The organism is Chitinophagaceae bacterium (assembly GCA_030053935.1).
Taxonomy (GTDB): Bacteria; Bacteroidota; Bacteroidia; order Cytophagales; family JASGCU01; genus JASGCU01.
Window position 1 is genome coordinate 17,856 of record JASGCU010000018.1, and the last position, 14,801, is coordinate 32,656.

At 35.5% G+C, this 14,801-nt stretch carries 4 protein-coding genes; all 4 read left to right on the plus strand.

The genetic code is table 11. The features are described from left to right. Positions 1–168: 168 nt before the first annotated feature. Genes QM536_03540 through menA form a run of 4 tightly spaced genes read left to right on the plus strand, consistent with a single transcriptional unit; the run spans position 169 to position 14,628 of the window. The gene (locus tag QM536_03540) at positions 169–11,667 is read left to right on the plus strand and encodes a gliding motility-associated C-terminal domain-containing protein (GenBank protein ID MDI9356083.1); all 11,499 of its coding nucleotides are present in this window, start codon (positions 169–171) and stop codon (positions 11,665–11,667) included. A 24-nt stretch (positions 11,668–11,691) separates the two neighbouring features. Next, positions 11,692–12,621 carry a PorP/SprF family type IX secretion system membrane protein gene (locus QM536_03545; GenBank protein ID MDI9356084.1) on the plus strand — a complete coding sequence of 310 codons (930 nt, stop codon included), beginning with the start codon at positions 11,692–11,694 and terminating at the stop codon, positions 12,619–12,621. A 9-nt stretch (positions 12,622–12,630) separates the two neighbouring features. Then, positions 12,631–13,725 carry an MBL fold metallo-hydrolase gene (locus tag QM536_03550; GenBank protein MDI9356085.1) on the plus strand — a complete coding sequence of 365 codons (1,095 nt, stop codon included), beginning with the start codon at positions 12,631–12,633 and terminating at the stop codon, positions 13,723–13,725. 9 nt (positions 13,726–13,734) lie between these two features. Then, positions 13,735–14,628 (plus strand): 1,4-dihydroxy-2-naphthoate octaprenyltransferase, encoded by an 894-nt coding sequence (gene menA, locus QM536_03555; GenBank protein ID MDI9356086.1) that lies wholly within the window; start codon positions 13,735–13,737, stop codon positions 14,626–14,628. The last annotated feature ends 173 nt before the right edge of the window (positions 14,629–14,801 follow it).

Consider the following 14,801-nt stretch of genomic DNA (forward strand, 5'->3'; position numbering starts at 1 on the left):
ACATTATTGGTAACATTATTGGTAACATTATTGGTAAAGCATTTGATACTTAAAAAAACAAAAGATTTAAAAAAATTATATTATTTTATTATTAAACTAGGAGTGCCTTTTTGAAACTATAAAATTATTATCTTGTATATAAAAATTATTAAAAAATAAATATAAAAAATGAAAAGATATATTTTCTTTGTTTTAGTGGTTTTTGGAAATGTTGTGGTGGTGAATGGGCAGACATTTATTCCCGATTATTATGCGGATTTTGTCATAAACGGAGATGCTAACAAAATTTCTAAGAGATGTTTTCAAATTACTCCGGATAATGGTAATAGAAAAGGATTTGTTTGGTGGAGAGATAAATTATACGTAAGGCAAAATTTCCAGCTTGATTTTCAGCTCTTGTTTGGCACAAAAGATCATAATGGTGCTGATGGATTTGCTTTTGTTTTACAGAATAGTTCCAATGGACAAAATACTACGGGATCGATTGGTGGTGGATTAGGATTTCAAGGTATCAATAAATCAATAGGAGTAGAGTTTGACACATGGAACAATGGATATGAACTTAGCGATCCAAATTATGACCATACAACTATTGTTTACAACGGAGATCTCGCTAATCCAAAAATATCGACATTATATTTGGTTAATAATCAAAGTAATGTAGAAAATGGTACCTGTTATAACATATCTATTAGATGGACATATACGAGTACCACGAGCCAAACTATACGTCTATTCGTAAACGGAGACCAACGATTTGTTCATACAGACGATATGCTTTCTGTCTTTGGTGCAGATTCGGTTTTTTATGGTTTTACGGGATCCACAGGTGGTTATAGTAACGAACAAACAGTGTGTGTTGGAACTTCTGGGGTGGTATCTTTACAAACTATGATGGATACAGATACTATAACAGGGAAAATATCTTCTGCTACCAAAAACTATCCTGCCAATGTAATGAATGTCATACAGAATGATATGCTTCTCAATCCTCTACTCGATACGTTGTATATCCATTCTCTTGTTACAAATCCCATATATGGTAGAGCATCTATTAATGCCACAACAAATAAAATTGAATACACTCCCAATGTAAATTTTATAGGGAAGGATTCGTTTCAATATCAAATAAGAGATACAAAAACAGTAGGATGCTATACATTATATAAAAATGAATGGGCTGTTATAACTGTGCAATGCCCCACATATCAAGTAAGAGCAGATAGGATAAAAAATAATGAACTCTGTAATCAGAATAGATCTCCAAATGGGCAGGCAACAGCATATATATCTGAGACAGTCCCTAGAGGGAATAGTATAGAATTATATTCAGAGAATTTTGAAAACAGAACGCTTAATACATCACAAGGTAGCTTACCTAACGCATGGACTACTTCTACTACTGCAAGCTCGGGAACTATTTCTACAAATGTAACATCAACAGCACCAAATAATAAAGCATTAAAAATCAATCTATCGAATAATGTCCCTTACGGTGCCTCGTATACTTTTACTACAGGCAGAATGGACGTTAAAAATATGCAAAGAGTAACTTTTTGGTTTAATATTAATGTAATTAATACCGCTACCAATAAATATAAATACAAAAAAAATGAATCAGGTCCTTGGATAGATATTGCTAATATTAATGTTCAAGGGTCTAACAATGGTAGTGTTTTGATAAATAGTACAGATAGTATTATAAGCTTTGAAATAGAAGGGATTTTTAATGGACAACCTACTAGATACGTTACTATAGATGATATAAAAGTAACGGGAACATCGAGCATAGATATTGAGACAAAAATAATTAATAATTATACATTTAAATGGTATTTAAATGGTTCTACGAGTAATTTATATGGACAAGGAACTAATATAAATTTAGGGACTCCCAATGGTGTTTCACAGGTATATGGGGTTCAAGCATCAGATGTAGCTGGGTGTGTCAGTAATGTATATAGTATAACTATGTTTAATACTATGCCTACAGTAAGTTCTGCTCTGAAACAAACAGCACTAATTACCAGTTGTCAAACTCCCAATGGAATAGCAATAGCAAAAATAATAAAAAACGGAGACACCGTGCGGATAGTTCGAGACACTGAGTATAGATTAACATGGTTAGATAGAAATAATATTACAGTTGCATTAGGGACACAAGCAACAGGACTTTCTGCTAATGCTTATACTCTTATAGTTCGCGATTCTATTTCGGGATGCAATATTTCTAATGTAAATATTACTCTTCAAGCCGACCCATCTATAAGCAATACTTCTCTCTCTGCTTTTGTAACAAATAATGTTACTCGTTGTACGAATCCTAATGGGTCTGTTTCTGCTAGTTCACCCATACCAAATACTACCTATATTTGGTATGCAGGAAAAATAAACCCTATCAATTCTTCTATATCTGTAGCTACTACGAGTACCGTTACCAATGTAAGTGCAGGATATTACACGGTAAAAGCAACGAGTCCCTCGGGTTGTAAATCTGATACTGTTTCTGTGTATGTTCAAGATATTACTTCTAAGCCCATTGTATATAATACAGTGGTAGCAAATACTTTTTGTGGAAATGCATCAGATGGTTCAGGAAGTATAACAACGAGAGTAAGCACTCCTAATCCTGTAACATACCAATACGATATTTTAAAAAATGACAATGTGACCTTAGTGCGAATACCTGCTTATAAACAAGATACCACGAATGGAAAAGTTATACGATTATTAGGATCAAATATGGCTGCTGTAAATGGAGTGTACAGAGTGCGAGTAACGGATATAATAAATGGATGCCAAACCCAACAACTCATATTACTCAGAGATAGTATACTCCCAATCCTCTTGGACAGAAGAAACATAAGATATATTTCTAATACGTTTTGTTCGGGGGCAGGAGATGGTGGAATATATTTGCAAAACGCCATCAATACGAATGATGTGCTTCCCTATAATTTAGGAATTTTTCGAGGAACACCTCAAACTATATCATTAGCAAAGTTAGATCTCTATACAAATAATAATGCCACAAATAATTCCGCCTTAGTAACTACTAAAACAGACACTGTAAGAAGTATCAATACCTTATTGGGAGGAAATTATTCACTCCGTTATAAAAATAATAGAAATTGTGATACTATTCTTTATAATATAACGGTTCCCAATCAATTAGATTCTCCAAAATTTTCAAATGTAATGATTACTGCCAATACATATTGTAGTCCTACTTTTCATAATGGAAAAATCTCTCTCTCCGCAGGTTCCCGTATTACTAATTCCATACCACCATCCGGCTATAGGTTTGAACTCTACAAAAATAATATAAAAATAAAAACGAGAACCTCTTTAGTAGATAATATACTTCTAGTTGCTCCCGTTATATTTGATAGCTTGTCACCAGGTCTTTATACAGCTCGTGTTATTAATACACAAAAAATGTGTTCAAGAGATACTTTCCTTACAGTTATAGATAGACCCGATACTTTTTCTATCAGTAATAGGAGTATTGTCCGAGCAAACACAGGATGCGTACCTTCTAAACATACTGGATCCATCTCCGCATTAGTGAATAATGGAATTACTCCCACTACTGATGGATTTACATTTCAGTGGTATAATGGTCAAGTAGTCACTGCTAGTAGTGCTATAGCAGGAATAACGGGATCTTCCATTTCTCAAAGAGGTGCAGGTTTTTATACTCTCGTAGCTACCAAAACGATAAACCAATGCAAATCCCAAGCTCGTATTTTTGAAATAAGAGATTCTGTAAATTTCCCTCTTCTCTATATAAAAAAAACACCCGATGTATCTTGTAATACTTCAGGAACAGGGAAGCTTTCTGCATCCATTATCCAAAACAACACCTATACACGAACAGGGTATACATTCAGATGGTTTACAGGTAGTGATACTACGATGTTATTGACTTCCGATTCTATTATTACCAATAAAACTTATGGAGCTTATACCATAAAAGCGACTCAAACTTCTACGGGCTGTATCCAAACAAATACTAACACTATAGACCAAAGTCCTCAAAATCCATCCATTATAATTCGAAAAACAAAGAAAAATACAGGTTGTGTAATCAATACTTATGACGGATATATTTCTATTTTTGTGCAAGATAGCACTTCTTTTATAAGTAAGAATACTTCTCCCTATCTCTATGAATGGTACGAGAGTTCTGTTTCACCAGCAACTACCATTTCTAGGTATTCTAAAACTTCAAGAATAGATACCTTAAAAAGAAAAAAAGGGCAAAATTATATTGTAACCGTAACCAATGCCTTAGGGTGTACATCGGGAAACATATCCATAAATATAGCAGACAGTTTGATAGAGCCAAGTTTTTCACCCGTTACTTCTGGAATCTCCTCCCGTAAAAATACTGTTTGCGATACGAGTGTTAATATTACTCATAAGTTTAATGGGCGTGCCGCAGCGCGTTTTAATGCTCTTTACTCAGGTGATAATATCAATAACTATTCTTTTCAATGGACAACAGCCGGAAATAATGTATTGACGGCTTTTTCAAATAGAAGTAAACCCGACACATTTAAAACTAATACTCATGCGCTATTAGATAAGGTACCAGCAAATACCTACATTCTCACAATCATACGCAAATCCTCTCTTTGTCAAAAATCGACCTCTCTCACGGTATTAAACGATCTTACAAAACTTCCTACACTCAGCTCTCAAAGCATCACACGCGTTACCGCTTGTCCAGGATCTCGTATATATCCTAACGGAAAAATTGCTGTGACCGGATCAGTCTCACTTTCCTTTTCTACGGGAACAGATAATTCTCGTATAAAATACCAATGGTTTTATGGAACATCTATCCTTGATAATACCAAAATTATTAATAATAATGATGATATAACTGTTAGAAAGGGAAGCACACAGGGTAGAGCAAAAGTAAGTATATCTCCAGATTCAATCAGAAACTTAGATGCGGGTGATTATTCTCTCAAACTTATCTACGACTCCACAGGATGCGCATCAAACGCCTACTCTTTTAATATCAGAAATAATTATTATGTGACGCCTCTTTCTGTTACTGTTTCTCGAGATAATTTTGCTTGTAATCTGAGTAAACCAATAGGAGAAATACAAGCCACTTCTACCTCTACTGTCTCTCGTGGTGTTACCTTTAAGTGGTACCAAGGAAATTCTGCTATTGGAAAAGCAATGAACAATGACTCTGCCAGAGTCCTATTCGGTACTACTAAACAAGATACTGCATACAAACTCCTCCACGGATGGTATACAACCCAAGTCACAGATACTCTTACCAATTGTACAAGAAATATTAATAGATACGTGAGAGAAATGCAAATAGGTATTACGCTTAGCACATCTCAAAATACTCAAACGAATTGCCAACCCAACGGTGCTGCGCATGTTACCAATACTGCTTTTAATTTTACACAACCAGGTACCCCATCTCCCAATCCTCCCACTCCCATAGGATTTGATACCGCTATAGCATATACTTGGTTCAAAAAAACTCCAAACGCTACAGGAACAGTTATAGATAGTATATTTAACTATAGTACTGTCTATCAAGGAAAAACCATAAATAAAGCAAACTATAAAGGTCCTCATCTGACAGGTATCATTGCAGGAAATTACTCCGTAGAATCATACGATTCTATATCCCAATGTAGAACAAATACATATTATCCTATCGTAGTAAATGATGGAGTGAACAATCTTCGTCCCCGAATAGATACTTCTACTTCTGCTTCAAGAACATTTGGAGGAAGATCTGGATTAACTCCCGCCGACTGTAATACATTAGGAAGTATTGCTATTCAAATTAATTCTCCTGCAACAGCACATACCTTTCAATGGTATCAGGGGAGTGCAGATTATGAAAATACCCCAAATATTCAGGATATCCTTCTATCAGGGACATCTACTATACTACCTGCAGGAACCGGCACTATAAATGTTACGCCTACTATAACCAGCACAAACACAATATCTGATATAGATAGCTTAGCATCAGGTGCATATTCTGTAGTTATGACAAACACTGCAAATCAATGTCGTTACCAACAATCCATAAACCTGCCATATACCGATCAAAGAAATGCCCATATTCAATTTACAAGACATTTAGACAAATGCTCACCCATAGGAGAAATGAGTGTAAAAATACACAACCCTACCGGTAATACAGACCGATCATATAACCTCATAAATTATAACTACTATTTAGTTGCGAGAGGAATACCATCTACCCTTTTTAGAAGAATTGAAACACCATCGCTTACCAATGACTCTCTCTCTTTCACAGATAATAATGGAATAACATTTAGACGCATAGACCCTGATACCGCTCATAGAAAAAACCAAATATTCTTCGGAAACGATACTGCTATAAATGGAGAAGTAGTTTTTAGAAAATTACCTGCGGGAATATACACTCTCATAGCCCGCCAAAAAACAAAACTCAATGATAACCAATGCTGGACAGGTTTTCATACAGATACTTTGAAATCACACGCTTTCCAACCTATTGTCCAATCCTATTCTGTAAAAAACAACACTACTTGTGATACCAATATATTCAAAAATGGAGCCATCACCGTAATCCCTAAAAAAGACACCCTTGATACCCACCAATCAGGATCTTTTTCTTTCCAATGGAATAAAGCAAATACTCCTCTCAATAGAATGGGTTATGATTCTGTAAAAAGAGACTCTCTCTTCAAAAGACCTCCACAAACCTACACCACTACTATCCAAAGAAGCATGCCTACTTACAATATTAAAATAAACACAAACGGAACCGTTATGATAAGAAATAACCAAATACTCAGACCAGGAGAAATATTTGTAGTCCGAAGAAGCGGCATTACCACAACTGACTCCCTCAAATTAATATCTGTAGATACCGATCTTTCCTGGTTTGGATCACCTACAGCATCTCAAAAAGTTCTCAACTTCTATTTTTTCAAAGGTGCGCCCACAAGCCCATTAGGAACAAATGATACTATTATTTCTACTTCTTACAATGTATCTTATCCCATAACTCAACCTCTAAGTTCTACTTACAGAACAGGTGCTCCATCTACTTTATTTTTCAATGAATGTTTTGTATCACGTTCCTACACCATACAACATAATCCCGACCAAGTAGAAATAAAAAAACTCACCCTTTCTCCTCAAAAAAACTGCATTCCCAACTATGGAAGCATCATAAAAATTGACTCCATCTCTAAAAATGGAATAGATACCACTACCAGTAATTTTGTATTCAACTGGAAAAGAACTCTCCCATCAACACTCTCTTTTGCAGGGAGAATAACCGATACTCTTCAAAATCTCATAGCAGGAACATACCAAGTAGCAGGAACAAACACCACCACCGCATGTAAAACCCACTCCTACGAAACTATACTTGCAGATAGTACCCATAACCCCGTTATACAATTTAATGGAACCTCCCGCGACAGCTATTGTTCTCAACCTGCGTTTATAGGAAACGGCACTATAAAATATGCTATAAATAATGCACTCAGCAAAGGATTCATAAAATGGTTCACTAGATATGATACTACCAATGCTCTCATAAACCCTATTCCAGCAAGACCTACTTCTTTCATGGTATCATCTTCTGCCCGAAGAGACAGCCTGAATACTCTCAAAACAGGTGTATATACACTCAAAGCAAAATATACAGATACTGTAAATAATGGATGCCTTACTACTACCTCCATAGAAGTACCCGCCTCCACAGAACGTATAAATGTAGATACTTTTTCTACCCGGAATAACTTTAACTGTTTCCCAAAAGATGGGAACATAACCCTCTTGAAAATAATGAGAACCGCAGGAAACGACTCTCTCTATAATGACTCCTTGACAAATCTCAAAAAATACCGATATATATGGTATAGACAAAATATTCCTTTTATCAACCATACTCATGGAAAATATGTAACCACAAATCCCACCTCAGATACCACAACAATAGATTCTCTTTCCGAAAATACTTATAAAGTCCGAATAAGACATAAAACATCCCTTTGCTACTCCGATACACTCAATATCCAAATACAAGATAAACAAACAGATCCTATTCTTGACGTAGTAAACATAACCCCCTCTTCCTATTGTGATAGTATTTCAAATCAAGGAGATGGGAAAATAATACTTACTCTTCGTCACCCAGGCGACAGCACCATAAATCAAACAAAATACCTTTCTAAATACTATGTATCTTGGTTTAAAGCACAAGATACCGTAACCATAAATACAAGATTATTCGCTACACCTTCCCCATCGTACCAGGGAAATGCTATCAAAAGAGGAGATACTCTCTCTTTAGATAGCTTATCCAGTTATACAAATCCATACTACACCATAAGAATACAAAAAAAACCAGGCACCACAGGACAAGGACAAGGATGTCAAACCACAGCTACCTATCAAATACAAAAAAATATTACCATACCTTCTTTCTTTCTCACCTCTAACGACATATCTCCAAACCTATCCTGTGACACTTCTAAAACAGAAATAGCAGGAAAAATACAAGTATCCAGCAATAATGTAACACCCAAAGGAATAGATAATTACTCATGGAAATTTTACGAAGATAATATTACGCGATCTTTAAACCCTATAAGAACAAGAACCGCAACAGATACCACCTACTCCATCTCTAACAGAGATTCATCTACATATTATATCCGAGCTATTACCACAAAAGGAAAAAATAAATACTGTAAATCCTCTTTCTATAAACTATACCTTCCTAACCAAACCATAAACCCAAATATAGTACCATCTATCACCCAAAAAGACCAAGGATGTATAAACACTCTCCAAAATGGAATTATTCATACTCTCATAATCCCTCAAGATGCCGATAGAAACAAATCTTTCGACACCCTTTACAGAACAATATTCTTTCGGGGAAGTTCTACTCTCCCAATAACGACTAACAGAGATTCTATGTTATTCAGAACAAATGGAAAATTAAACGGAAACTTCTCATATACTTATAATAAACTTCAATACGGCGATTATAGAATGAGAACTATGAGCATCCTAACAAACTGTTTCGTAGAATATCCGATAACAATAGAAGTAGATACTCCGCGACTCCTTATCACACGACCAATGATAGTCCCCCAAACGAAATGCCAAGCTCTTGCAAACGGAAGCATCGAAATAAAAGAACTCTTTTTTAACCAACAATACCTCGCAGACCAAAATTCTCTTACCAAAAAATTTACCTACACATGGAAAAACCCTGCGGGAACAGCGCTTATACCACCTCAATTAGATACCCCCTCACGTCAAATATTACAAAGACAAGTAGCAGGAACATTTTTACTCGCTATACAACACAATGCCACACAATGTTTTCTAAAACCCGACCAATCATTTACCATCCCTCAAAATATAGAACCTACAAAAATACTTATCACCCCCATAAACCCCGATAGAAGCTGTTCTCCAACATTTGGCACAGGAGAATTACAACTCTCTCTCAATAATGCTCTTTCCCAAGATCCCAATAATCCACAATATTCTTTCCGTTGGTACTTGACTCAAAATGCAAATAATACCATATATAAAAATACTTTAAACAATACTTTCAGACCAACAAACCTCTTATATGGAAATTACCAAATCATCGTCAGAGATACCACCAAAAGATGCTCCTCCGATACTGCAAACTTTGTGGTAGAAAAACAACCTATTATCATACAAATGAACCCCACCAATATATCCGTAAAAGAAGCCACCAGCTGCAACAACCCCGATGGAAAAATAACTATATTATCCATGCCTTTTGGAGAACCAAGTGATTACACCTATACCCTCTATACCACACCCCCATATATCAAAAAAGAAAATCCCATAGTATTTGAAAGCCCTGTTCTATATGGACTCAAAAAAGGAGCTTACTATCTTACCGCCACTCATAGAGAATTAGAATGCACTACCCAAGATAGCTTTGCTCTCCCCCTCTTCATTCCTGACAGCACTCCTCCTATTACCATAGAACTTACGAAAAGAGACCTCATAACTACCTGTAAAGCTCCTATTTCAAACGGAAAACTCACAGTCACTGCTAATAAAACCACAGACCCAAATAAATATACATTTACATGGTATAAAGGAACAGAAACAACAGGAAGTCCTGTTTCTGTAGACCCCGAAGCAATACGATTAAATATGGGAAAATATACAGTTCTGGTAGAAGATAACTTAACAGGATGCACCCAAACAGCCACCTATCAAATGTACAGCATTGCTTTACAAACTATAAAAATACAGCACGTTGCAAAAATAAACGAAAAATGCAAAGCCCCCTTCGACGGACAAATTATAGCAAATATAATAGAACTCCCATCAGAACGAAAACAATCAGAATTTAGATTCCGTATAAGCACAGATTCCCTTCAATCCCCATACTATAAAAACTCTCGAGACAGCTCTCATATATTTTCCGCCCTACCTGAAGGAACGTATGTATTAAAAGTATTTGATACCGTAGATACTACATGTGTTTCTGACCCTATAAAAATAAAAGTAAAAGGAAACTACAACTACCCTCAAGTGAATCTACAAGTAATAAACCCCGTCACCAATTGCAACGAAATAATAGCAAATGGATCTATCAAAATAAATTTTCAAAATTTTAAACAATCTCTGGAATCATCACAAAAATGGTTCACAGGACAAGATACCACTCCTAGAAATAGACTTCTCTACGAATCAAATATTATACTGAATAATAGAGTACACGGATATTATACAGCATTAGTTACAAACAACACCAATCTATGTCCTACAATCAAATCCATACAAATCCCATTTCAACCGAACATACCACCAACTCCTTCAGTCTTTGTACTTTCTCACCACACGAGATGTGACTCCGCTAATGGCTCCGCTATTACTCAAGTAGAAACTAATTACACACAATATGAATATTTTTGGTTCAGTCCCGAAGACACCACAGAAGCTCTCTATATAGGATACAACCCAAAAAAACTCAAAGCAGGGAATTATATCATTACTGCCAAAGATAATTTTACCGGATGCTTCTCTCCTTTCAGAGCAGTAACCATTGATAATGCACATACCTTTACCAAAAAATCTCCTCCTTTTCACATAATAGTAGAAACAACCAAAAGCAAATGCACAGAAAGCTCCGGATATGCATCAGCAACTACTTTGGAAAGAATAGGAATAAATGGAATAGTATGGAAAAGATTATCCGATAACGTATCTATAAATACTCCCGTTCTTACAGAATCCCCAGGAGGAGAATATGAAGTCACTCTCACAGACCAATCCTACTGTTCCTTCACAGAAAAATTTACTATTCCATCTGAAGTCCTTGTCTATAACGGATTATCTCCCAATTTAGACAGACAAAATGATACATTTATTATAGATTGCATAGAACTCTATCCTCAAAACGAAGTAAGTATATTTAACCACCAAGGAATATTACTGTACAGAACAAATGGATACAATAACAAAAGCAATGTCTTTGAAGGAATTACTAACATATCCACAGGAATTATAAATACAAAAATACCAGAAGGAACTTACTTTTATGTCATAGACCTCAAAGACGGAACAAAGCCAATCTCAGGGCATTTAGAACTAGTGAGATAATACAACAAAAAAATAACAAAAAAAATGAAAAAAACAAAAATCATATTTTATATATTTTTGATAATAGGAATTCTCGGTGAAGGATATGCACAAAATAAAACTATCATTACGCAATATATGCTCAACGGAATCGTCCTGAATCCCGCGTACGCAGGAAGTCATGCAATGGTAAACACTGCCGTATTACATAGAAATCAATGGATAAACATAGATGGAGCACCAACACTTAACCTATTTACTATGGATATGCACGTTCCTAAAACTCCCATCAGCGTAGGAATCTCTCTCAGCAATACAAATATCGGTATCAACACCGTCTACAGCATACTCAGCTCCTATGCCTACAGAATACCATACAAACACGGAAATCTTTCCTTCGGACTGAGCATTGGGATGTCAATTGCGGAATCTAACTACAACAAACTCACTCTCAAAGACAAAGCAGACCCTTTTCTATCAGGAATTATCTCTACTTATACCCCCGATTTTGGAGTAGGAGTATATTACTATAATAGTAAAACATATTTTGGATTCTCCATTCCCTATATTCTTCAAACTCGCATATTCAACAACGATTCTTCTCTTACCAAATTTCAAAAAACACCCTATATTTTTATAAACTTCGGAAAACTATACAGACTTCACCACCAAATCCAATTACAACCATCTATACTCTTTAGAATACAAGACGTTCAAAACTTCGGTGCAGATATAAATCTCATAGCTATTTTCCACGATATATTAGGAGTAGGACTCTCTTATAAAACCGAAAACACCCTCTCTATATTATCCCAACTCTATTTTCATGAAAACTTTAGATTTTCATACTCTTATGACGTACTCTCATCAGGACTCTCCGCATATACTACGGGAACACACGAATTTATGATCATATATAGAATCCGACTCAAAGGACATAAATCTAATAAAACCCTCTGCCCATCATATTTCTAAAACAATACCATGCCATCCCCAAAAACACAAACCATAATTATTACTCTCTCCATAATTTCTATAATCCTATTCTTTTTCATATATTTTAATTTGAAAAGAGAACAACAACCAAGCACCCCAAAATACACAAAAAATACCCAACTAAAAACAATAATAAATGATACACATTGGAAAGGAAATCCCGTAGACCAACAAGGAAATTTCCTCAACCTAAACTTCCCTTATACTCCAAAAATATCCAACCTCATCAAGTGGATGCTCCAATCAAATCCACAAAAAAAACAAAAAAAAGAAGATAAATGGTCAATCCCAATAATAAACGACACCTCATGGATACACTCTCAACAAAACTCAATAGTATGGCTTGGACACGCTACCTTCTTTATTCGTATTAACAACATAAAAATCATTACAGACCCCATATTCTCCAACCCCCCATTCATAAAAAGAATAACACCTTTCCCCATAAACCCAAACATACTCCCAAGTATCAACTATATACTCATTTCACACGACCACAGAGATCATTGCGATAAAGAAAGTATATCCTTATTACTCAAAAAAAACCCCAACCTCAAAATCCTTGCAGGATTAAAAATGGATGCACTTTTTTTAGAATGGAACAAATCTACAAAAACACAAACAGCCGGATGGTACCAACAATTTGATACCGACACCACAAAAATAAAAATATACTTCCTCCCCGCAAGGCACTGGTCTAAAAGAGGAATGTTTGATGATAACCAAACACTCTGGGGATCTTTCGTAATTTCCTCCCACAACAAAAACATCTATTTCAGTGGCGATACAGGATATGACTCTCATTTCCAAAAAATAGGACAACTCTTTCCCATAGACTATGCTATAATAGGAATAGGAGCATACAAACCACAGTGGATAATGAGCAGCAGCCACATTTCCCCACAAGAAGCAATACAAGCTTGCAAAGACATGAAAGCAAAAATATGTATCCCCATGCACTACGGAACTTTTGACCTATCCGATGAACCCACCAGCGACCCATATAACACTATTAAAAAATACCAAAAATACCAAAATATCAAAATCCTAAATATATCAGAAAAACTCCTCATAACAGAATAATAACATAAAATGCTTCTTTCAAAAGTAACACACTGGATCAATGCTATAAGAATAAGAACCCTCTCTCTCTCCCTCGCTTCCATACTCTTTGCTACCATAATAGCATCAAAACAAACCCCCATCAACTGGAACATATTCTCGCTCACACTTATAACAGCTTTTCTCCTTCAAATACTTTCTAACCTCGCAAATGATTACGGAGACTCTATACACGGAGCAGATAACAACAACAGAAAAGGACCAACCCGCTCCGTACAAAAAGGAACTATATCCCCCCATCAAATGAAAATAGCAATATACATCATCACTATACTGTCCCTTCTTACAGGTATAACGCTCCTGCTCCATACTTTTGCTCACAACAAAACCCTCCTTTTTGTATTTCTATCCATAGGAATACTCAGTATCATTGCCGCTATAGCATACACAAACGGAAAAAAACCATACGGATACAAAGGATTAGGAGACATATTTGTCTTCCTCTTCTTCGGAATTATAGCTGTAGAAGGTAGTTTTATAATTTTTACTTCCAAATTCAACCCCCAAATACTCCTTCCCGCAATAACTATGGGAACCTTTGCCACAGGAGTCCTCAACATCAATAACATAAGAGACATCCAAAGCGACAAAATCGCAGGAAAACGCTCCATACCCGTCAGAATAGGAAAAACAAATGCAATTCTATACCAATGGACACTCATAATAATAGGCATAACAACTACCACCATCTATACATACATAAATAACTACCAACCTTCCCATCTTTTGGCAAGCCCTCTTTTTATCGCAATAACCATACTACTCCATAAACACACAGAAGCACACAAAATAGATTCTTTACTCAAAGCAATGGCTATCTCATCTCTCTTATTTGTGATACTATTCGGATTCGGAAATATATAAGTAACTCACTTTACGCAAAAATATAATAAAAATTCATACCTTTACATTTTACATATTCATAAACTTTCCATTCATTGGAATGGTATCATTTTGAATATAATGCTTGCCTAAGGTGAGTAAATAATAAAAATCCATTAAAAAACACGAACTAAAGTTCGGTTAAGGAGATGTTA

What these genes read in the sequence shown, in the direction of transcription:
- QM536_03545 (MDI9356084.1), top strand. Translation starts at nt 11,692, where the DNA reads ATGAAAAAAACAAAAATCATATTTTATATATTTTTGATAATAGGAATT.
- QM536_03550 (MDI9356085.1), top strand. Translation starts at nt 12,631, where the DNA reads ATGCCATCCCCAAAAACACAAACCATAATTATTACTCTCTCCATAATT.
- menA (MDI9356086.1), top strand. Translation starts at nt 13,735, where the DNA reads ATGCTTCTTTCAAAAGTAACACACTGGATCAATGCTATAAGAATAAGA.
- QM536_03540 (MDI9356083.1), top strand. Translation starts at nt 169, where the DNA reads ATGAAAAGATATATTTTCTTTGTTTTAGTGGTTTTTGGAAATGTTGTG.